We start from the raw sequence: 22,026 nt of genomic DNA on the forward strand, positions 1-22,026 counted from the left end.
ACTGGGTCGGGTTGTGCGATGTTCGGTCCGGTGTTCGATGGTCGTCGTCTCGTCGGCGAAATTGCGACCGACCGGTTGGTAGGTAGATTATCAAAACGAGGGTCGGGACACGCCGGAATCGTTTGGAAAACCTACCGACCGAACGTAAGGTGGCAATCATGACCAACGCAGGCGCATCATCATCCGACAATCCATCGCGCGACGCGATCCTCGACGCCGCGGTCGCGTCGTTCGGCCGGCTCGGCTACCACGGCACGTCGATCCAGCGCATCGCGACCGACGTGGGCCTCACCAAGGCGGGCGTGCTCCACCACGTCGGCAGCAAGGAGGGGCTGCTGCGGCTCGTGCTGACCGAGATGTACGACAGCGGCACCATGGACATCATGGCCGAGACGATCCGCGACGAACGGCCCTCCATCCCGACGATGTGGCGCCGGGTCGTCGCGTTCAACAACCGGCGTCCCGCGCTCGTGCACATGTTCTCCACGCTCAGCGCCGAGGCCATCGACCCGGAGCATCCCGCGCACGACTACTTCGCCACGCGCGAGCACGACATCGTCGCCACCGCGCTCAACATCAACTGGAACGTGCCCGACGGCGTCGACGTGGAGAAGCTGCTGCGCGCCGGCTTCGCGATGATGGACGGCATCCAGCTGCGCTGGCTGCGCACCCCCGGCCAGGACCTCACCGCGATGTGGGCCGACTGCGAGAATGTGCTCTTCCCCCTGCCGCAGTGGGAGGGATACCGGTAGCGCCGCGGCCGCGTCGCGATCCGCATGCGACGGGCCTGATATATACGATTCCCGACGCGGAGAGGCGGCTCCGCGTCGGGAATCGTATGTGAAGGTTCGGAATCGTACAGGAAGCGACGCTACGGGCGTGTGTTGCGTCGTTATCTGTTGATGAAGAGACAAGTCTGTACGGATTGCGACGCTGCGGAGGTCGCAAGCGTCGCGATCCGTATGGGAATGGGGAATCCGTACGGATTGCGACGCTGATCGGCCGGACCGGCCGCCGGACGGGGACGGACGGTCCGGCCGGGGACGTCAGGCGGACCGCAGGTCGGCGACGATGCCGTCGATGCGGGCGTCGAGGTCGTAGAACCACAGGAGCACGGCCATCACCGCCACCATCGCGACCGGCACCCACACGAACGTGTCCACCATCGCGGCGATCGTGCCGGCGGACTGCACCGCGGCGGCGCCGTCGTAGCCGGACATGCCGAGCACCCACGCGATGGCCGCCGACGAGACGCCCATCGCGACCTTCATCGAGAAGCTCGAAGAGCTGAACACGATGCCGTCGGAGCGCACGCCGGTCCTCCACTCGCCGTATTCGACCACGTCGGCGCTCATCGCGTTGAGCGCGGCGTTCATCGGGACGATGCCGACCATGCGCACGACGATCGACACGAAGAACACCCACAGGCTGTTCGGATCGACGAACACGAGCAGGCTGCCGGCGACGACCAGGACCAGGCCTGCGAGCGACGAGTTGCGCTTGCCGAAGCGCGCGACGAGCGGTCCGGCGAACGGCAGCACCACGACCATCGGGATCACCGTGGCCAGGCCGATCACGGCCGTCAGGTTCGAGTTGCCGAGCACGTACTTGGCGATGTAGGCGGCCATGCCGTTGGCGATGCCGTTGTACATCCACAGCGCGAAGTTGAGGCCGAGCGTCAGCCACCAGTAGCGGTTGCGGGCCAGCGCACGGAAATGCTCGGCGATCGGACGGCGGGCCGCGGCGGAACCGGCGGAACCGGAGCCGTCGGGCGAACCGGCGCGCTCACGCGTGTTCGCGAACGTGAACCAGTAGCCGAACGGGATCATCACGGCGATGACGCCGAAGAACACGCTCCAGCCGACCGACGAGCCGCCGAACAGCCCGACCACCGGCATCGCGAGCACGTAGACGAGCATCGCGCCGACGTTGGCCGTGGTCATGCGGTAGATGTTGAGCTTCGTCTTCTCGTTGGTGTCGTCGGTGAGCAGCGACGTGAGCGACGCATACGACACGTTCACGGTCGAATAGGCGACGTTGACCGCCGTGTACACGACCCACGCGTAGATGATGCCGGCCAGCGAGCCGCCGAACGGGTCGACGAACAGGAACAGGAAGGCGACGCCGTAGGCGATGCCGCCGAACAGCATCCACGGGCGCGCCTTGCCCCAGCGCGACTTGGTCTGGTCGACGAGGATGCCGACGGTCAGATCCCAGAACGCGACGGCGAGACGCACGACGAGCAGCATCGCGGCCACCATGGACGGGGACAGGCGGACGACGTCGGTGTAGAACATCGTCAGGTACGTGGACATCGCGATGTTGCCGATGGAAGTCCAGAAGTCGCCCATGCCGAAGGCGAGCTTCGTACGGAGGGAGAGCCCGCGGGACGCGGGGGCGGTGACGGATTGGGACATGGTCGTTCCTGCTTTCGGGAATCGGAAGGACGGGCGAAACGGGGAAAAACGAGCGGCGGGAAGCGGAAGGAATGGGGAAACGGGAGGAACGGGAAACGGATCATCCGGGCCGCCGCACGGAATCGACGGCCCGGATGATCGGCGATCGGCCGATCGGGCGGAATCGGGCGGATCGGAAGACCCGGACCGACCGGCTGCGATCAGACGGACCGGACCGACCCGGTCAGGCGGCCCGGCGGATGCGCACCGCCATCCACTGACGACCCAGGTCGACGCGCACGGAACCCTCGTGCGTGCCCGGCAGCGTCTCGACGGTCATGTTCCAGGTGTCGATGACGTCGACCTCGTAGCGGCCGCCGGCAGGCAGCGGGAACTCGCGGTAGGCGGGACGGTACCAGCCGAAGTAGGTCAGCTGCCAGTCGTCGCCGGAGCGCAGGACCGGCACGTCCCAGTACTGGATCGCCTTCTCCGACGCGGGGGTGAGAACCGTGCCCTCCGGCAGGGCGGAGGCGACCGGCCATACGCGGCGCGCGTCCATCCGCGCGTCGAGCGGGGTCGCGTCGAGCGGCGCCTGATCGAAGATGCCGCGCATGAACGCGATGCGGGCGGGGGCGTCGCCGTGCAGTTCGCCGCCGTGCGCCCACCAGACCTGCTCGCCCTTGTCGATGAAGGTCTCGCCGTGGGTGACGTAGCCGCCGCGCATCGCGCCCTCCCAGAAGCGGCGCATGAGCTCCTCGCCGGTCAGGTTGCCCCAGCCCCAGTAGATGTTGCCCTCGTAGCCGGGTTCGTCGCACACGACCGGCTTGCCGTACACCCTGCGCCAGTCGGCGATGCATTCGGTGGTGCGGGTCACGTCGACGCGCTGGATCGAGCAGTGGGTGCACCACGGCTCGTTGTAGTCGTAGATCGGGATGCAGTTGTGCACGGAGCGCAGGTGGCCGAACGCGTCGTTCGCCATCACGATGCGCGCGTAGTCGCGCCAGTCCTCGAGGGTCTTGTGCGGCAGCAGGTCGTATTCGTTGGCCAGCGACCACCAGACGTTGCGGTACGCGCCGTAGCGGCGGGCCATGTAGCTCAGGTAGAACCCGTCCTCGGCCTTGGTCATCTTCGAGAAGCCCCATTCGGGCTTGTCGTATGGGTGCAGCAGGATGACGTCCGCCTCGATGCCGAGGTCTTGCAGCTGCGCGATCCGACGGTCGAGGTTCTCGAAGAACGCCTCGTTGAAGCGGCTGTGGTCGAAGCCGTCCTCCATGGAGCCTTCGTAGGCGAACATGGCCGGATCGGCGGTGTTGAAGTCGTAGGACTTGGGGAACACGCACATGCGGATCTTGTTGAACGGGGCATGCTTCAGCGTCTCGACGGTGCGGTCCTGCACGTCCGGGGCCTGATTCGTCCACGCGTAGCAGGTGGTGCCGTACGGCTGGTAGGGGGTGCCGTCCTCGTAGCAGAACCGGTAGGCGATCTCGTCGCCGTAGGCCGCGCGCGCCTCGCCGGCGAGCACGTCGGCGGCGCGCAGGACGCGGCCGTGGTTGCCTTCGGAGGCCGGGTCGACGGTCAGCGCGCCGGATGCGCCGTCGAGCGCCGGGTCGTCGCTGGCGGTGACGTAGCGCCAGTCGCCGGTCTCGTCCGGCATGAATCGGATGGCGTAGCGGCCGTCGCCGCGGTAGAAGCCGCCGACGGTGACGGCCTTGCCGCTGCCGGTGTGGGTGAAGGTCGCGCTCAGCTCGACGTCCGCGTACGGGTTGCCGAGCGAGGTTCCGGTCAGGTCGATCTCGTACAGACCGTAGCGCTCGATGTGGGTGGTCTCCGCCATGATGGTGCTTCCTTACTGATCGGGCCGCCGCACGGCTGCGTGCCGACGGCCGGTGTACTACGTACTACGGGGCAGCCGATGATGGGCGGGTACCGGAACCAACCCGCTCATTATCGGTTACTGACCAGTAAGTTACATCCGCGGTGGCGTGCCGTCAAATCGACGACACGCCGCGCAGACCCATCCATGATGCGACGGACAGACGGGCGGATGATGCGCGCCCGACGCGCGGATCAACGGTAGCCGTCCCACAGCGGGGACGGGAACAGGTAGTCGGCGTAGCGGTCCCATTCGGCGACGAAATCGATCTTGTCGGGGTTGGCCAGCCACCGCCCTTCCAGGCCGTACATCGCCGCATTGGCGAGCATGTAGACGAATTCGGCGTCCACGCCGTCCGGCACCGCCCACTCGTGCTCGCGGAACTGCCGGGCCAGCCGCTCGGGACGCTCGGCGAAGTAGGCGTAGGCCGGATGCGTCGGCGACATCGCCTCCGTGTTGAGCATCTCGAACACCTTCACCATCTCCGGCTGGCGGGAGTTCTGCTCGACGACGCGGCGCAGCGCCTCCGGCACGCGCGGCCGGCCGCCTTCGCGCGCGCCGCCCGGCTCGAACAGGGACAGGTAGCGTTCGATCGCGTCGATTTTGTCGTAGTGGCGCTCGATGACCGCGATGAGCAGCCCCTGCTTGCTTTTGACGCGGTGGATGACCGCGGTCTGCGAGACGCCGATCTCGTTGGCGATGTCCTGCAGGGACATGCCGTAGTAGCCCTTCTCTCCGATGAGCCGCACGGCCACGTCCACGATCTGCTCGAAACGCTCCTCGGATGTCATGCGCCGGGGCTTGCGCGCCGCCTTCCCCTGTCCGTCGCCGGACACATGGCCATTGACCAGCTGCGCGATGCGGGCGCGGCCGGCCTCGCCCCTCGTCGCGGGACCGCGCCCATCGGCGGGCGGCGCCGCCTCCGGCCTCCCCGCCGTCGTCTCCACGGTCGTCTCGTCTTCCGCCGCCGCGTATTCGGACGTCATGTATCCCCATCCTTCCCGGAATCCGGCCGGCCCGGTCACACCGCGCACGGAACGCCGCCGGACCCGCATCGGCCCCGATGCGCCGTCCCGCCTCGGGGCCGGCGCATCAGGCTCGAACATCATCATCAGCAATCGGTAACCAAGTCTGCCATGCGCCCGAGTCTGCGACGACGTCATCCGACACGCCGCCTTGACGCCGTTTCGTCACGGGATTATATTCCAAGTTACTAGGTAGTAATCAGTAACCAACGAATGCAGATCCGATGGCCGCCCATTACCACCCAACCGGAACAGCGCAGTTTTATCCGACATACTTCACAGCCAAGGAAGGTGTGAACATGGAAACCCAGACCACGACGGCCGCCCCCCGAGGAGCTGGCCCCCGACACCGGCAGGCCCGTCAGCCGCCTCGACCTCGGACGCTTCGGCGCCGGCTTCATCTTCTTCTGCATCGTCTTCATGATGTCGGGCACCATCGGCTCGACCGTCCTGCTGCCCGCCCGGTTCGACACGCTCGGCATCGGCCAGGGCGAGACGATCCTGGGCACGATGAACTCCGTCGGCATCATCTTCGCGCTCATCTCCAACGTGATCTTCGGCGCGCTGTCCGACTCCTCCCGCTCCCGCTTCGGCAAGCGCACCCCGTGGATCATCGTCGGCGGCCCCATCGCCGGCATCGGCTTCTACCTGACGTCCGTCTCCCCCACGCTCGTCACCATCGTCGCATCGTGGTCGCTGCTGCAGATCGGCCTCAACTGCATGATCGCGCCGTGCGTCGCCATCCTCTCCGACCGCATCCCCGGCAAGTACCGCGGCAGCATGAGCGCGTTCTACGGCGCCGGCCAGATCGTCGGCCAGTCGCTGGGCACCATCATCGGATCGCAGTTCATCGACGCGCCGACCACCGGCTTCATGATCGGCACCGTCTGCTGGTTCCTGTGCGGCGTCGGCACCGTCATGCTCATCCCGCGCGAGCTGCCCGCCGCCGGCGACGGCGAGCGCCGGAAGTTCGACATCCGTCAGGCGTTCATGCAGTTCCGCCCGCCGACCAAGGGCGCGGCCGACTTCTACAAGGCGCTCGTCGGCCGTCTCATGCTCATCTTCGGCTACAACATGATCGTCGGCTACCAGCTGTACGTGTGCATGCGCTACATCGGCCAGGACAAGAACGCCGCGTCCGCGACCGTGTCCGCGATGGCCGTCATCACGATGGTCGTCTCCCTGGTCGTGTCGCTCGCCTCCGGCCCGATCTCCGACCGCATCGGCATGCGCAAGCTGCCCGTGTTCGTCTCCTCCGCGATCATCGCCGTCGGCATCGCCGTGCCGTGGCTGTGGCCGACCAAGGGCGCCATGCTCGTCTACGCCGCCCTCATGGGACTCGGCTACGGCATCTACATGGCCGTCGACCAGGCGCTCAACGTGGACGTGCTGCCCAACCCGGACGAGGCCGGCAAGGATCTGGGCATCCTCAACCTCGCCAACACGCTCGGCCAGGTCATCGCGCCGATCGTCGTCTCCTCGATCGTCGTGGCCACCGGCGGATACTTCCTCGTGTTCCCGATCGCCATCGCCGCCGTCATGGCCGGCGCAGTCGTGATCCTCTTCATCCGCAAGGTCCGCTGACCGGAGCGCACAACCGGCAGCCGACGAAGGCGGCCGTCCCGTGTGCCGGGACGGCCGCCTTCGTCGTCTGATATCTGATAGGGGGTCTCCGCGGGAGCGTCACACGTACCGGCGGCAATAGTCCGCGATGTCGCCGATCACGCGATGCGCCTCCGCCGCATCGGGGTCGCCGGCCTGCACGATGTTGAACACATGGCCCAGCACGCGCTCGTCGCCCTTGGGCCACACGCTCATCGCATGGTCCCTGTGACGGGCGTGCAGGATGCGGGCCAGCTCGTAGGTGTTGTCCGCGATGAAATCCTCCACGCTGGTGATCATGTACACCGGGGGCAGGTCGCTGTCGACCACGAGCCGGTCCAGATCGAGATACGGTTCGATCCTGATGTGATCGGCGGGCGTCTGCAGATAGCCCTCCATGTAGTAGCCCAGCGCGGTGGCATGCACGCCGCCGCGCAGACGGAACATGCCGGACGTCACGACGAGCGCCTTCACATCGACGCCGGAGGCCGTCACCCCCAGCGCGCCGGCGAGTCGCGGCGAGCTGTTGGCCGCCGCAAGATACAGGGCAAGCGCACCGCCGGCGGAATCGCCGGTCACGCACACGCGCCCGGCATTCAGACCGTATTCGGCGCCGTGGTCGCGGACCCATTCGAGCACGGCCATCGCGTCCTGAAGCTGCGCGGGGAAGCTCACGTCGGGCACGAGCCGGTAGTTGGCGTTCACCACGGCGAAGCCGTGACGGGCGAGCAGCATGTCGCGGCACTCGTTGTTCTCCTTGGCGCCGTAGTACAGTCCGCCGCCGTGGAAATCCACGACGACCGGCAGCGGTTCGCCCGATTCGCGCTTCGCGGGGGTGTACACATCCAGCAGATGGTGCCGATCGCCGTCATCCACGTAGGCGATGTCCTTGCGCCGGTCCACGTCGTCCGGCAGCGTCTGCGCGGCGAGATGGGGCGCGTCGCCCGCGGTCATGGCCTTCACGTTCGCCGCGAACAGGTCGCGGGCTTCCTGACTGATCATCGTTGGTCTCCTTCCTGGTTCTTGCAGGGTTCGCATGCGGTGTCGAATCACCGTTCAGCCGCGCACCGGCAGCATGATGGCGGAGGGGCGGTCGGCTCCCATATGGATGGTCTGATGCGCCACCTGCGTGTCGGTCTGCTCGCTCCACAGGCCGGCATGGTTGGTGTGCACGGCGTACTGCGGGAAATCGGACGAGGAGATGTCGCAGCGGATGCGCGATCCGGCGGGCACCTTCCAGCAGATGTCCCACATATCGATGGTCACACGACGGGTCTCGCCGGGAACGTACGGGGCCGCATCCGGCGCGTCCAGCCCGATGGTGGTGATGGAGGTGCGGTAGTTGCGGGCGGTGCCGTCCGGGTCCACGCACATGAGCTTGGCCGTGAACGCGGTGTCCGGTGCGCTCGAGGAGACGTACAGCTCCACGCTGATCCCGCCCTGGATGTGCAGGTCGTGGTCGAGCGGCTCGGATTCGAAGGTGATGACGTCGTCGCGCCAGTTGGCCTCGGGCTGGATGCGCGCGCCGATCTCGTCCATCGTGGTCAGCAGCGCCTCGCCGCCGCGGGTCATGACCGGATCCGTCGGATCGTAGTCGTATTCGGCGCTTGCAGGCTCCTTCGGGGCCTCCGTCACCAGATGACCGTCTGCGGCGAGATACAGGCCGACGGTCCCGGTGTCTCCGGCGGGCAGCGGCCACGAGTCGGCGGTGTGCCAGGAGTCGTCGCCGACCTCGTAGTATTCCACCTTGCGCTCCGGCGTCTGCCTGCGCTTGAGCGTCAGGTCGAACCATTCGAGCGCCGCGGGCACTTCGGTGGCGTCCAGATGCTCCGGTTCCAACCCTTCGAGCGGGTTGAGGAAGTAGTGGTTCCAGCAGCCGATGCGCAGCCACGAGTGCCGCTTGACGTCGTCGTTGAGGGACTCGTAGCCGGTCAGCGCGCTGCCGAGGTGATGGTCGAACCAGCCCTCGTGGATGAACATCGGCACCTTCACGCGGCTGGGAATCTGCTTGAGCAGTCCCCAGAAGCCCTCGTCCCAGTAGGAGTCGTCGCCCTGAGGATGGCTGATCCAGTCGCGATACCAGTCGAGACGACCGCCCCACATGTCCTCGTCGACGGTCATCTGCGGCAGATGGCGCGCCGATTCGAGATAGTCGGCGGAGACGGGGTGGCCGGCGTTCTGCATGGCCCAGGCGGTGAGCACGTCGCAGCGGAACGCCCCCTTCTGGTAGGCGGAGGAGAAGCGGTCGGTGCCGTAGTGGTTGGCGCAGATGGAGGCGACCTTCGGGGTGGTGATGTCCGCCACGGTCCAGCAGGTCAACGACAGGTAGGAGGTGCCCCACAGACCGATGACGTCGATCCATTCCTGCTCCTCGCACCAGGCGAGCAGATCGGCGCCGTCGTTGCGCTCGTTCACGTTCGGCTCCCACACGCCGCCGGAGGTGTAGGTGCCACGGCACCATTGGCAGACCAGCGCATAGCCGCGGCGGTTGAGCTGGTCGCCGTGCAGCTTCCACTGCTCGACCTGCTGCGGATAGGGACAGCGCACCACGATGGTGGGCCATGGGCCGGGAACGGCGGGCTTGTAGATGTCGACCGTCAGCTCCACGCCGTCGCGGCAGGCGACCTTGGTGGTCTCACGCTCGCCGGGCTCGCATTCCGCCGGGAAACGTGAGGATTCATACTGCTTGGTGATGTTGGCGAGGTATCGGGTCATGAAGTCATCGGTGTCGCTCATGATAATGCTCCTTGGTGTATCCGCCGCGCGGCACGGCATCCCGGCCACGCGACGATGAGGGACGGTTGGGAAACGGATGCTGTGGGAATGAACCCTTGGGGATGCCGGGCGGTTCGGGGTTCATACGAACCGCCCCGCGCGATCAGGCCTTCTCGGCCTTCCTGGCGTCCTGATGGAACGGGCGCATACGGAAGCCGACGATCATGCAGATGGCGGCCACGACGTAGAGGGCGACGTTGCCGAACAGGGACGGCACGTAGGATCCGGTGGCGTCGAACACGGCGCCGTGGGCGGTGACGGCGACCGCGGAGGCGATGCTGGCGATCATGCTGTTGATGGACAGGATCTCGCTGTAATCACGCTGGCCGAAGGACTGGCGGATGAACCAGGGCAGGGCGACCAGGACGACGCCCTGACCGATGCCGGCCATGAAACCGGCGACGATCGCCAGGGTGGGTGCGGTGGCGATGGCCATGAGACCCCAGCCGAACAGACCGATGAGCGAGTAGATGACGATGGTGAGTTCCGGCTTGAGGTAGTCGAGCAGAATGCCGATGCCGGCCTTGCCGGCGGCGGCGCCGAGCATGATGCCGGAGACGACGAGTGCGCCCTGTTCGAGGGTCAGGCCCTGGGAGATCTCATGGGCGGAGATGTGCTGGACGACGGCGGCCACGATCTGCAGCAGCACGCCGACGGCGGCGAACAGGATGAAGGTCGGGGTGCGGAACGCCTGCTTGGCGGCGAGACCCGGCAGTTCGGCACCGCCCTTGGCGGCCCCTTCCGCCTTGCCTTCGACATGGCCGTAGGCGTATTCGCCCTTGGCCTCGTCAGGACGGAACTTGAACACGAACAGGGAGAAGGGCAGGATGCACACGAGCAGGATAACCGCGGTGATGCGGTACGAGTTCTGCCAGCCGAGGTTGGTGATGAACGCGGAGACGACCGGGTTGAAGATGGTGCCGCCGATGCCGGACAGGCCCAGGGCGATGCCCATCACCGTGCCGAGCTTGCTTTCGAACCAGTTGGAGAGCAGCACGCTGGGGGCCAGCGAAATCGGGATGACGTAGAGGATGCCCATCAGCGCGAAGGAGACGTAGAACTGCCAGACCGCGGTGAAGAAGGACTGGACGAAGAACAGGGCGGACACGCCGATGATGCACACGCTGATGAGGATGCGCGCGTCGATGATCTTCATGAGCCTGCCGGCGAACAGCATGGCCGGCAGCGCCGCGAAGGCCATGATGGACGAGGCGAAGGCGATCTGCGTGCGCGAGACGTTCAGGGTCTCCCCGAGCGTGGTGAAGTACAGGCCGGGCGTATTGACGATCAGGCCGAATCCGACCAGAGACAGTACGCAGCATCCGATGAAGACCCACCAGGACCGGGCTGAAGATTTGTTGGCTGACATCCGAACCTCCGTTGTTCGTGTGATGTGGTCGCTTGCCGGCGGCGGATCCTTTCATTGCACCCGTCGTCTCGATCAGTAGGTAAGTAAGTACTTACTTTTTGTGATATCAGATAGGTTAGCATTTACTTACTTACCCGTCAATCCCACGACACGCCGCCGGAGACGTCGACCGGCCTTACAATCGGCAGGGAACAGACAGGAACGGCGTCGCACGCATCCATCAGCGCACGACGCCGGATCACGGCAACCACCACACCGAAGGAGAAGCAACGATATGGGCGCACGCGGCGAGGCACGACTCAAGGAAATCGTCGACGCCGCCACCCAAGTGGTGGCCGAACGGGGCTATTACGGCATGACCATCCAGGAGGTGGCCGACCGCGTGGGCATCACGCAGGCCGGACTGCTCAAATACGTCAGGAACAAGAACGGCCTGCTGATGCTGGTGCTACGTCGATACGAGGATTCCAGCGAAGCCGAAGACTACATCCAGAGCAAACTCACGCTCACGCCCGAGCAGCGTGAGCAATCCCCCTTGCTGATGCCCGAATACTACCGGGTCATCGCCGACGACACCATGAAACGACCGCAGCTTACGCAGCTGTATCTGGTGCTGCGCGCCGAGGCCATCGATCCCGATCACCCGGCGCACGAGTACTACGCCCAGCGCGGCGGACGGCTGCGCGCGAAGATCGGCGGATACCCGTGGAAACTGCCGCCCGAATACGACACCCCACAGAAAATCGGCCTGCTGTCGATGTGCGTCGGTTCAGCCATGGAAGGCCTGCAGTCCCGCTGGCTCGGCGAGCCCGATATCGACTTCGCGTCCAGCTGGGCCCAGTATGAGGACATCCTCTTCCCCCTCCCCCATTGGGAGGGCTATCGCTGAGCCACGCCGGAGACACGGCACATCCCGAGATCCGGCAGGAGCCCCCCGGGCCGCGGACCGGCCGGGAAGGCCGTCACCGACCGGTCCGGGACGACGACGATACGGACGTGTGCTGCGTCGTAATCCGCTCACAGAAGACGAAATCCTTACAAGTTGCGACGCTACGAGCGCGTGTTGCGTCGCAATCCATACGGGAATCAGGAAATCCTTACGGATGACGACGCGGAGACGGTCCGCAGCGTCGCAACTCGTTCATGGAAGACGGAATCCTTACGGATGACGACGCTGCGATGCAGGTCGCGGCATCTCCTGCGCGGCGGAATCGAACGGCCGGAAAGTCGGAATCAGTCGGACAGCATGTCGCCGTAGCGGCGGACCAAGCCATCGTTCACGCGCTCGAATTCGGGGATGCAGTCGGCGATGACCGTGTCCACCAGCCGGCGCGCACGGTCGGCGTCGTAGATGTGAGCCGAATCGTTGCGGTCGCGCAGCATGCGCAGCCACAGCGATTCGTCCATGAAATCGTAGTACTGGAACGCCGCCTTGATCACGTCACGCGGCGAACCGGTGGCCGACACCGGATCGCCCTCGTAGGCGAGCATCGTCTTGAACAGCTTCCAGCCGAGTTCGAACTGCAGCTCGAACCTGTCGATCACGCCGCTCTGCACGAACTCGTTGTCCAGGTCCTGCACCGGGGCTTGGCGCAGCGAGGAGAGCGCCGACGCGTAGTTCTCATACTTTTTCATACAGCACCTTTCCGGTCGCGGCGATCTCGCGGCGCAGCGCGTCGGATACCGGGGCGTCGAGGTCGACCACATCCACCTTGAGCAGCGACCACAGGTCGTCCTGCAGCCGGCGCTCCAACGCGGCGAAATCGGCGCACCCCTCCACCGCCAGGTCGATGTCGCTCTTGGGTCGGGCAGTCCCCTTCGCACGCGAGCCGAACAGGATGACGCGGCCGGCACCCGCATCGGCGGCGAATCCGCGGATCTGCGCGTACACGTCCTCGATGGGAATCATGGCGGCCCTCCTTCCGACGTTCCGCACTCCCCGACCATCATACGATGCCATACAGCGGGATACGGATGTGCCGGACCAAGCCGCCGTCGGCGTCGCAACCGGTATGGGAACGGGCGGAATCCTACGGATTGCGACACGGTGGCGACCCTCGGCGTCGCAATCCGCATACAGGGGACGGATCCCATACAGGTTGCGACGCTACGGGCGCTCGTTGCGTCGCAACCTGTTCACGGAAGACGGAACCCATACGGATTGCGACGCTATGACAATGACAAGCGTCGCAATCCGTACGGGAATAGGGGATCCCATGCGGATTGCGACGCGAATCGGGTACGGAGACCGTCAGGCGACGGTGAAGACGGCGCGCCTGAGGTCCTCGCGGCGGCTCGAGTGGCCGATGAGCAGTTCGAACTCGCCCGGCTCGACGATGCGGTTGGCGTCCGGGTCGACGATCGTGCAGTCGGCGACGGGGATGTCGAACGTGACGGTCGCGCTCTCGCCCGGCTCGAGTTCGACGCGGCGGAACGCCTTGAGCTCGCGGTCGGTCCAGCTGTACGAGGTGACGATGTCGCCGATGTACGCCTGCACGACCTCCGCGCCGGCGCGAGCGCCGGTGTTGGTCAGCTCGATCGACGCGTGCACGGTGTCGCCGGTCGCGAACGTGCCGTCCGCGCCGCTCGCACCGCCGGTGATGACGACGTCGCCGTAGGAGAACGTCGTGTAGCCCTCGCCCTCGCCGAACGCGAACGCCGGATCCTGGGTGAGGTCGGCGTAGCGGTCGCCGTGCTGGCCGCGGATCTGGCTGTAGTAGACGGGCAGCTGGCCGACGTGGCGCGGGAACGTGATCGGCAGTCGGCCGGACGGGTTGACCTCGCCCAGGATGATCTCGGCGATCGCGCGGCCGCCCTTCATGCCCGGGCTCGGCGCCCACAGCAGGGAGCCGGTGCCGTTCTCCGGATCGTTGCAGCGCTTGGCGAACACGCCGGATTCGCCGATGATGGACGCGGGCAGCACCTGCGGCTTGGAACTCATGAGCACGGTGACCAGCGGCTTGCCGGTCTCGCGCGCGACGGCGGCGAGCGCGTCGAGCAGCGCGTTCTGTCCGCCGACCAGTTCGAGCGTGCCGGTGGAGCAGGTCTCGCCGATCAGCTGGACGACGTCGCCCACGACGGCGACGATCAGGTCGGATTCGCGGGCGAGCGCGACGGCCTCGTCGATGAGCGTCTGGTCGACGGCGGCGACCACGCCGACCTTCGGTCGCGGCTGGCCGTCCGGGTAGAATTCGCCGGCCGGGTCGGGTACGAGGTCGATGATGTTCGCGCCGCGCGCGTAGGCGACGTCGACGCCGTCGCCGGCGAGCGCCTTGAAGCCGTCGAGGACGGTGTCGATCATCTCGCGCGGGTGGCCGTCGGGCATCCAGTTGACCTGGCCGGAGCTGCCGGCCCAGTCGCCCAGCTGGGTCTGGGCGTCGTCGGCGAGGGGGCCGACGACGGCGATGCGGCGGGTGCCGGCGGCGGCGTGCGGCAGGTGGCCGTCGTTGCGCAGCAGGACGATGGATTCGCGGGCGATCTCGAGGTTGAGGGCCTGGTGTTCGGCGGATCCGATGACGGCGTCGATGCGCGCCTGGTCGGGCAGGCGCGGGTCCTCGAACAGGCCGAGGCGGAACTTGAGGGCGAGGATGCGGGCGACGGCGGCGTCGATGAGGGTTTCGTCGAGCAGGCCGGTGCGTACGGCTTCGATGGCGCCGTCGTAGAACTGGGGGGTGGTCATGATGAGGTCGTTGCCGGCCTTGACGGCGTCGGCGGCGGCGTGCACGTAGTCGGGCTTGACGCGCTGCTCCCAGACGGAGCGGCCGACGTTGTCCCAGTCGGTGATGAGGGTGCCCTGGTAGTTCCATGCGCCGCGCAGCTTGTCGGTGAGGAGCCACTTGTTGAAGGTGACGGGCACGCCTTCGATGGATTCGTAGCCGAGCATGAACGTGCCGCAGCCTTCCTTGGCGACGCGTTCGAACGGGGGCAGGAACCAGGATTCGAGCTTGCGGTGGCTCAGGTCGGCTTCGGAGGCGTCGCGGCCGCCCTGGGTTTCGGAGTAGCCGGCGAAGTGCTTGGCGCAGGCGAGGATGGCGTCCTTGGGGAGGGGTTCGCCCGCCTTGGCACCGCCCTGGTAGCCCTTGACGATGGCGGAGGCGAGTTCGCCGATGAGGTGCGGGTCCTCGCCGAAGGTCTCGCCGACGCGGCCCCAGCGGGTGTCGCGGCCGATGCACAGGACCGGGGAGAAGGTCCAGTGGACGCCGGTGCAGGAGACCTCTTCGGCGGTGGCGCGGCCCATGGCCTCGACCTTGTCGGCGTCCCAGCTGGCGGCCATGCCGAGCTGTTCGGGGAAGATCGTGGCGCCGGGCCAGAACGAGTAGCCGTGGATGCAGTCGTCGCCGATGACGAGCGGGATGTTCAGGCGGGTCCTGGTGTCGACGATGTCGACGGCGCGGGGCAGGTCGGCGGGGCTGGTGTGCAGGATGGAGCCGACGTGGCGGTTGACGATGAGGTCCTCGAGGTCGGCACTGCGGGCGTCGAGCTGCATCATCTGGCCGACCTTCTCTTCGAGGGTCATGCGGCCCAGCAGGTCGGCGATGCGTTCGGCGACGGGCAGGTCGGGGTTCTTGTAGGGCAGGGTTTCGGCGGTGGGTTCGGTGATGCCGGTGGTTTCGGTCATGTCGCGTCGCTTTCCTCGGTGAAATCGGATGCGGTTTAATTACCGATTGGTAGTTTAACATCGACGTAACCGCGACACGCGGCCGGGCCACGCGCGCAACGCCATCGTCGGCGGCCGGCGACGGTCATCGACGGTCATCGACGGTCATCGACGGTCAGCGGTAGCCGTCCCACAGGGGCGACGGGAAGATCATCGGCTCCAGATCGGACCATTCGTCGGCGAGGCCGATCGCCGGCTCGCGCAGCCAGCGCAGCTGCACGCCGTCCATGATCTCCATAGCGCGGCGCACCACCGGGCGCATCGACGCGTCCCACTCCCCCACCGCGGGCGGGATGCGCCAGTCGAAACGCGAGTAGTAGCGCCAGATCTCGTCCTGACGGCCGGCGAACTCGTCGTGCAGCGGATGCGACGGGTTGAACGACTCGACCTGCAGCATCGAGAACAGCTGCACCAGCATGCGCCGGCGCTCGTTGAACGCGACCAGGAAACGCAGGTAGGCGGGGAAGCGCAGGTCGCCGGGCTCGGAGCCGGGCAGGCCGGACGCCATGAACTCCTCGATGTTGCCGGTCACGTTGTAGTTGTCGCGGTACACCATCGCCAGCAGATTGTCCTTGCTGCCGATGTAGCGCAGCACGCCCTGCTTGGTGACGCCCACCTCGTCGGCCACGTCCTGGATGGAGATGCCGTTGTAGCCGCGCTCCGAGATCAGGCGGACGGCGGCGTCGAGGATCTCGCGGCGGCGTTCGTCGGGGCTTTTGCGCACGCGCTTGGGCTGGGGCGATCGGGACGACGGGGATGGTGCAGGTACGGGCATAACTGCCCAGTGTAGCGTCCGGACGGCGGCGGAACCGCGCTCCCCCGCGTGACATGCGGGGCGACCGGCGGCGACACGCCCGGAGTGGTCATACACAACGGCGGTTGGATGCCGAAAACACCGGTTTTCGGCACCCAACCGCCGTTCTGTGTATGCAATCCGGGCGTGCCGCCTCAGGAACCGCCCCGATAGAGACGCCCCACCCCGGCCGGGCGGCCCCTATCAGGCCACGGGCTTCGACCCGTCGGCCCGGTAGTCGAAGAAGTCGAAGTCGGCGGTGCGCTCGTGCAGCGCGGCGTCGGTGACGGCCACGCCGACCATCGTGCCGGTGAACTCGCCGAACTTGCAGTACTCGTCGGAGAAGGTCGTCGTGTCGAAGTCGGGGCCGATCTTCGTCCACGTCTCGCCGTCGTAGCCCCACTCGAACCACAGGGCGCGGCCTTCGACGCGCAGGCGCAGGTAGAGCGGACGGTCGTCGACCGCGACGCGCGTGTCGAGCATCTCGGTCTTCTCGCCGTTCTCCAGGCGGGTCAGCGAGATCGCCGGGCTGCCCAGCGTCTCGGACCAGTACTTGCTGAGGAAGATGTTGTTCATGTTGTCGTAGTAGACGGCGAGGCCCGCGTGGTGCTGGTACACCTCCGGCTCGAACTCCATCTTCGTGGTCACGGTCGCGTACACGCTGGTGAGCTTGCGCGCCAGCAGGCTCGTGCGGTTGAGCGAGGCGAGCGACTCCTGGCCACGGATGCGCGCCCAGCCCGGCCGCGCCGTCACGTCGGTGAACGACGTGGGCATGATGCGCGGCGCGTAGTACCAGTTGCCGAGTTCGCCGCCGTCGAAGTCGTCGAACGACGGGGTCTCGCGCACCGGCACGTCCGGCAGGTCGGCGCCTTCGACGTCGCTCTTGGCGAGGTTGGATCCGTCGGCCATGCGCAGCCAGCCGTCCTCGGTCCACGTCATCTTCTGGATCGCGGTCTCGCGGCCGAGCGTGCAGCGCAGCTCGGGCGCGAACGGGCGGCTCGTCAGATGCGTCAGATACGTCTCGCCGTTGGGCAGGTCGACGTAGCTGCCGTGGCCCGACTTCTGCAGCACGGACGCCGGATTGTAGTACTTGGGCTTCAGATGGTCCGGATCGTGGCGTTCGTTCGACGGCTCCGGCTGGGAGGTGACGATCGCGCCCATCGGGTCCGGCTCGTACGGGCCCCACACGTTACGCGAGCGCCCCATCGTGACCGCATGGTTGTAGCCGGTGCCGCCCTCGGCGCACATGATGTAGTACCAGCCGTCGCGCTTGGTCAGGTGCGGCGCCTCGATGCAGCCGCGGTCGGTCGCGCCGCGCCAGATGCGCTTCGGGTAGCCGACGACGTGCCTGGCGGCCGGATCGTATTCGACCAGACAGATGACGCCCGGCTTCTCGTAGCCTTCGCGGGTCTCCCATTCGAGGGACACGATGTACTTGCGGCCGTCGTCGTCGTGCAGGATCGATGCGTCGAAGCCGGACGAGGTCAGGTAGACCGGCTCGCTCCACGGGCCTTCGATGTTCTTCGCGGTGATGACGTAGTTCTCGACGTCGAAGTAGCGGGCGTTCATCGAGTTCATCACGCCGTACACGACGTAGAACAGGTCCTCGCTCTCGCAGTAGGTCAGGCACGGCGCCCAGATGCCCTTGGCGCTCGGCAGCTTGGTCAGGTTCGGGTTCGTGTCGTCGGTGAGCACGTGGGTGAGCAGCTCCCAGTGCTTCATGTCCTTCGAATGGTAGACGGGGATGCCGGGCATCCATTCGAACGTGGAGACGGCGATGTAGTAGTCGTCGCCCTTGCGGCAGATCGCCGGGTCGGGGTTGAATCCGGGGAGGATGGGGTTGTGCAGCATCATCGCTTGCGTTCCTTTCTGTGGTTCCGTTGGGGTTGTGTCTGTCGATGCGGTCACTTGTGGTTGACGGGGTACCAGTCCTGGGCGATGCAGCGGCCCAGGTCCCAGCAGTCCCAGCCGATCCAGCCGGGGGTGTTGACGGTGTCGGTGAGCAGCTTGTAGTTCCAGTAGTAGTGGCCGGCGCCCTTGGACCAGGCCTTGAGCTGCGAGTCGGCGAGTCCGCGGTAGAGGGCGCGCTTCTCGTCGACGGTGAGGGTTTCGGCGGCGGCGCCCTCCTCGCCGTTGAGCACGCTCTGGCCGCCGTGGGTGTCGACGCCGCAGCCGAGCGAGTTGAACAGGCACCATTCGCCGACGATCACCGGGAAGTAGGCGCTCATCTCCTCGATCATCGGCGCGTACGTGCCCTGCACGAACGCGTCGTAGCCTTCGACGGTCTGCGGGCAGCCGTTGATCTCGGCCATCATCAGGTACTGGTGGGTGTCGAGCACGACGTTGCGGTACTCGTTCTTGTCCTGCATGAAGTCCTTCCACACGGCGATGTCGAAGCCGTCGTGGAACACGATCGCCTTGTCGTCGCCCATGTGGCGGCGGATGCGATGGTAGGCGGTGATGTAGTAGTCCTTGAGCCAGTCGGCCGCGATCGGCGCCGAGCCTTCGGCCATGGCCGGGTCGACGGCCTTGTAGCGCTCCATCGGATTCATCGCGTTCCAGCCGGCTTCGAGCAGCGGCTCGTTGACGATCTCGATGCCGTACAGGCCCTTGCGCGAGCCGTAGCGCTGCGCGAGACGTTCGAGCACGGTGAGCGCGAATTCGACCTCGCTGGGCGTCTGCGCCCATTTGACGACGCCGGACAGGCCGCCGTTGTCGAAGCCGTTCTGGCTCATCGGCACGGTATGCAGGTCGATGAGGACGCTCAGTCCGTACTTCTCGGCCCAGTTGAACGCCTTGTCGAGTTCGTCGACGCAGTCGACGAACGGCGCGCGGTCGCCGAAGATGAAGTAGGGCACGGGGATGCGCACCGAGTTGAGTCCCCACGACCGGATGGTCGCGAAGTCGCGTTCGGTGATGTATTCGGCGCGGTGCGTGCGGATGCGCGCCTCGTAGACGGCCGGGTCGAGCTGGGTGGGCAGATAGTATTCGTCGTCGGCGGTGGTGCCGTCGAAGAGGGCCGGGTTCATCCATTTTTCGAGGACCAGCCAGTTGCCGAGATTCACGCCGTTGATGGTCTCGTTCATTCGCGTTCCTTCCCCCGCCGCGGGTTTCGGCGGGCACGATGGGTCTCCACATTGAGGGTGCGCTCTTGGCGCCGCGATAGTCGCCGGCGGGCGTTCCGTCCGGTCCGGCGGAACGTTACCTAGTAACTACTAAGTAAATAGTAATATGATTTTCCAAACGCCGGGAATCGGCGTGTCGCCGCCGATTCCGCCGCCGTCGCACCGCCGACGACGCGCCTGCGACGCGCGCCGGACACGCCTGCCGAATCATCAGTAGGTACTCTGGTAGCGACACGACGAGAAGGGACGACCATATGCGACGCAGGACGACCGCGACCCCGCGCATGAGCGCCGGGGCGCGCCGCGAAAGCATCCTCAACACGACCATCGGCTGCATCGCGCAGTTCGGCTTCTGGGGGTTCACGATCCGCGACGTCGCCCAGGCCGAGGGCATCACCGAAGCCGGCCTCCTCTACCATTTCAAGGGCAAGGAGGATCTGCTGGCCGAGACGCTCAAGTACGCCGACCACGTCAACCAGATCGCCATCGCCGAACGGCTGGGCGTCGAGGGCGTGACCGGCGACGTGCTCGCCGACGGCATCGCCTACCACTGCGACCACGGACTCAAGACGATCCTCGCCGCCACCGTCGAGACGAACGCGGCACGCCCCGAGCTGGTGCGCCTGTACGCGCTGCTGGAAAGCGAGGCGCTCAGCGCCGACCATCCCGTCCACGCGTACTTCAAGGAACGCGAGACGAACCTGCTGCGCGAGTATGCGTTCGCCGCCGCCCGCGACGGCGTCGCTGACCCGGAGCGCACGGCCCTGCAGGCGCTGTCGGCGATGGAGGGGCTGCAGCTGCGCTGGCTCAACGACGCCAACGACATCGACTTCGTCGCCGAATGGTCGGCGCTGGCCGACCTCATCATCCCGTAGGACCGCCGGATGCGACGGACCCCGCCCCGCCGGGGGAACGGACGGCGGGACGGGGTCGGGTCATCTATACGCCGTCGGCGTGCGGCAGACGCCGACGGGCGGATCGGGCGCTACTTGACGCCCTTGATCATCATGATGAACACGCAGCCGAGCAGCGCGAACACGATGGAGATCGGGAAGGCGGCGGCGTAGCCGATGCTCACGGTGATCGCGGACATGAGCACCGGGCCGAGCATCTGGCCGAGCGTGGTGGCGAGGTTGAGGACGCCCAGGTCCTTGCCGGCCTCCTCCTTGTTCGGCAGCACGTCGACGTTGAGCGCCTGGTCGACCGACGAGTACACGCCGTAGCCGAGGCCGGCGATGGCCGCGTAGAGGAACATGCCGGTCGTGGTCGGCATCAGCCACGGCATCGCCATGCCGATTGCGAACAGCACGGAGGCGGCGATGACCGGGAGCTTGCGGCGGCCGATCTTGTCGGAGATCGGGCCGGCGACGACGGAGCCGCCCAGGGAGACGACCATCGTGATCACGGACATCGTGGCCATCGCAGCCGCGGCGGCCTTGTCGTCCAGGCCGATGTACTTCTGGAAGATGAGCAGCTGGTAGACGGTGATCATCTGGTAGCTGAGCAGCATGCACACGCGGCCGGCGAACGCCTTGTAGAAGTCGTGGGCGGTGGAGAACTTCGGCGGGGTGAAGCTGCGCAGCACGTCGGACGCCTTGCCCTCGTCCTTGGGCAGGAAGTCGGCGGAGCCCTCCTTGGGGACGATCAGGACGGCGACGAGGCCGCCGAGGAACATGAGCACGCCGGCCAGCGCGAAGCCGGCGGTGCGGCTGGCGATGAAGAAGGAGCCGATGAGGGTGCCGATCGGCGCGCCGCAGGTCTGGCCGGCGCCGAAGAATGCGGACATCGTGCCGCGCACGTTCATCGGGATGCGGTCGGAGATCATCGCGACCAGCGGGGCGATCATCGCGTTGAGGCCGAACATGCACAGGCAGTAGATGACCGTGATGGCGACCGGGTTGGCGACCATGCCGGTCAGGAACAGGGTGACGCCGCCGAGCACGGCGCCCAGCAGGATGAACGGGGTGCGGCGGCCCATCTTGGAGCGCGAGCGGTCGGACAGGGTGCCGAACAGCAGGTTCGAGACCAGCGACGCAAACGCGGTGCACGAGTTGATGATGCCGATCAGGCCTTCGACGTCGTCACCGAACAGGCCCTGCAGGTGCTTGGTGAGCAGCACGGACGAGACGATCGCCAGACCGCTCATCCACAGCAGGCCGAACACCAGGAAGCCGGCGCCGAAGCGCATCAGCGTCACCTTGTCGTACGGCTTGCCGGTCTCGGGCGACAGCGTCGGGTCGGCGTCGGCCGCGGCGATGTTCGCGTTGTATGCGGCGAGGCGGTCGTCCACGGCCGCGGTGCGCATGTCTGTCATTGCATCCTCTTTTCTCTTTCCTTATCGGCGATGGCCGATGGTGGGTTCCGGTGCGCGCCGTCGATGCGCGCGGTACGGCCCGTCCGTCGCGGGCGGG

The 22,026-nt window shown here is 66.5% G+C and carries 17 protein-coding genes; 4 read left to right on the forward strand and 13 right to left on the reverse strand.

The genetic code is table 11. The features are described from left to right. The first annotated feature begins 158 nt into the window (after nucleotides 1-158). Nucleotides 159-752: a TetR/AcrR family transcriptional regulator gene (locus tag D2E24_RS00100; RefSeq protein WP_125967305.1), complete on the forward strand. Its 594-nt coding sequence runs from the start codon at nucleotides 159-161 to the stop codon at nucleotides 750-752. A 294-nt stretch (nucleotides 753-1,046) separates the two neighbouring features. Here D2E24_RS00100 and D2E24_RS00105 read toward each other — a convergent pair whose 3' ends face one another. The 3 genes from D2E24_RS00105 to D2E24_RS00115 form a co-directional block, all read right to left on the reverse strand. After that, nucleotides 1,047-2,417: an MFS transporter gene (locus D2E24_RS00105; protein ID WP_125967306.1), complete on the reverse strand. Its 1,371-nt coding sequence runs from the start codon at nucleotides 2,415-2,417 to the stop codon at nucleotides 1,047-1,049. A gap of 223 nt (nucleotides 2,418-2,640) precedes the next feature. Continuing rightward, entirely contained in the window at nucleotides 2,641-4,230 is a 1,590-nt protein-coding gene (locus tag D2E24_RS00110) for a DUF5605 domain-containing protein (RefSeq protein ID WP_125967307.1), read from the reverse strand. Between the two features lie 233 nt (nucleotides 4,231-4,463). Then, nucleotides 4,464-5,255 carry a TetR/AcrR family transcriptional regulator gene (locus tag D2E24_RS00115; RefSeq protein WP_206430892.1) on the reverse strand — a complete coding sequence of 264 codons (792 nt, stop codon included), beginning with the start codon at nucleotides 5,253-5,255 and terminating at the stop codon, nucleotides 4,464-4,466. A gap of 375 nt (nucleotides 5,256-5,630) precedes the next feature. Here D2E24_RS00115 and D2E24_RS00120 point away from each other — a divergent pair, with 375 nt between their 5' ends. Beyond that, on the forward strand, nucleotides 5,631-6,878 hold the full coding sequence (locus D2E24_RS00120) for an MFS transporter (protein WP_125967308.1): 1,248 nt from the start codon (nucleotides 5,631-5,633) through the stop codon (nucleotides 6,876-6,878). Nucleotides 6,879-6,977: 99 nt separating this feature from the next. On the opposite strand, the gene D2E24_RS00125 is transcribed toward D2E24_RS00120, so the two are convergent. From D2E24_RS00125 to D2E24_RS00135, 3 genes are all read right to left on the reverse strand, one after another. Next, nucleotides 6,978-7,898 carry an alpha/beta hydrolase gene (locus D2E24_RS00125; protein ID WP_125967309.1) on the reverse strand — a complete coding sequence of 307 codons (921 nt, stop codon included), beginning with the start codon at nucleotides 7,896-7,898 and terminating at the stop codon, nucleotides 6,978-6,980. A 54-nt stretch (nucleotides 7,899-7,952) separates the two neighbouring features. Next, nucleotides 7,953-9,632 (reverse strand): CocE/NonD family hydrolase, encoded by a 1,680-nt coding sequence (locus tag D2E24_RS00130; protein ID WP_125967310.1) that lies wholly within the window; start codon nucleotides 9,630-9,632, stop codon nucleotides 7,953-7,955. Nucleotides 9,633-9,774: 142 nt separating this feature from the next. After that, nucleotides 9,775-11,040 carry an MFS transporter gene (locus D2E24_RS00135; RefSeq protein ID WP_125967311.1) on the reverse strand — a complete coding sequence of 422 codons (1,266 nt, stop codon included), beginning with the start codon at nucleotides 11,038-11,040 and terminating at the stop codon, nucleotides 9,775-9,777. Between the two features lie 274 nt (nucleotides 11,041-11,314). Here D2E24_RS00135 and D2E24_RS00140 point away from each other — a divergent pair, with 274 nt between their 5' ends. Beyond that, nucleotides 11,315-11,929 carry a TetR/AcrR family transcriptional regulator gene (locus D2E24_RS00140; RefSeq protein ID WP_125967312.1) on the forward strand — a complete coding sequence of 205 codons (615 nt, stop codon included), beginning with the start codon at nucleotides 11,315-11,317 and terminating at the stop codon, nucleotides 11,927-11,929. 344 nt (nucleotides 11,930-12,273) lie between these two features. Here D2E24_RS00140 and D2E24_RS00145 read toward each other — a convergent pair whose 3' ends face one another. From D2E24_RS00145 to D2E24_RS00170, 6 genes are all read right to left on the reverse strand, one after another. After that, a complete protein-coding gene (locus D2E24_RS00145; protein ID WP_125967313.1) occupies nucleotides 12,274-12,675 on the reverse strand; it encodes an HI0074 family nucleotidyltransferase substrate-binding subunit in 402 nt (133 codons plus the stop codon). Next, entirely contained in the window at nucleotides 12,662-12,949 is a 288-nt protein-coding gene (locus D2E24_RS00150) for a nucleotidyltransferase family protein (RefSeq protein ID WP_125967314.1), read from the reverse strand. Before D2E24_RS00150 ends, D2E24_RS00145 begins: the two co-directional genes overlap by 14 nt. Before the next feature lie 342 nt (nucleotides 12,950-13,291). After that, nucleotides 13,292-15,658 carry a glycoside hydrolase family 3 N-terminal domain-containing protein gene (locus tag D2E24_RS00155; RefSeq protein ID WP_125967315.1) on the reverse strand — a complete coding sequence of 789 codons (2,367 nt, stop codon included), beginning with the start codon at nucleotides 15,656-15,658 and terminating at the stop codon, nucleotides 13,292-13,294. Nucleotides 15,659-15,812: 154 nt separating this feature from the next. Continuing rightward, nucleotides 15,813-16,472, reverse strand: a complete 660-nt coding sequence (locus tag D2E24_RS00160; protein WP_125967316.1) for a TetR/AcrR family transcriptional regulator — start codon at nucleotides 16,470-16,472, stop codon at nucleotides 15,813-15,815. 222 nt (nucleotides 16,473-16,694) lie between these two features. Continuing rightward, nucleotides 16,695-18,344 carry a glycoside hydrolase family 43 protein gene (locus D2E24_RS00165; RefSeq protein ID WP_241222777.1) on the reverse strand — a complete coding sequence of 550 codons (1,650 nt, stop codon included), beginning with the start codon at nucleotides 18,342-18,344 and terminating at the stop codon, nucleotides 16,695-16,697. Nucleotides 18,345-18,394: 50 nt separating this feature from the next. Further along, nucleotides 18,395-19,576, reverse strand: coding sequence for a glycoside hydrolase family 5 protein (locus D2E24_RS00170; RefSeq protein ID WP_125967317.1), 1,182 nt, complete (start codon nucleotides 19,574-19,576; stop codon nucleotides 18,395-18,397). Nucleotides 19,577-19,869: 293 nt separating this feature from the next. Here D2E24_RS00170 and D2E24_RS00175 point away from each other — a divergent pair, with 293 nt between their 5' ends. Beyond that, nucleotides 19,870-20,490 carry a TetR/AcrR family transcriptional regulator gene (locus tag D2E24_RS00175; RefSeq protein WP_125967318.1) on the forward strand — a complete coding sequence of 207 codons (621 nt, stop codon included), beginning with the start codon at nucleotides 19,870-19,872 and terminating at the stop codon, nucleotides 20,488-20,490. A gap of 110 nt (nucleotides 20,491-20,600) precedes the next feature. Here the strand turns inward: D2E24_RS00175 and D2E24_RS00180 are convergent, their stop codons facing one another. Beyond that, a complete protein-coding gene (locus D2E24_RS00180; RefSeq protein ID WP_241222778.1) occupies nucleotides 20,601-21,929 on the reverse strand; it encodes an MFS transporter in 1,329 nt (442 codons plus the stop codon). Nucleotides 21,930-22,026 lie beyond the last annotated feature (97 nt).

It is taken from the genome of Bifidobacterium samirii (genome assembly GCF_003952945.1).
Taxonomy (GTDB): Bacteria; Actinomycetota; Actinomycetes; order Actinomycetales; family Bifidobacteriaceae; genus Bifidobacterium; species Bifidobacterium samirii.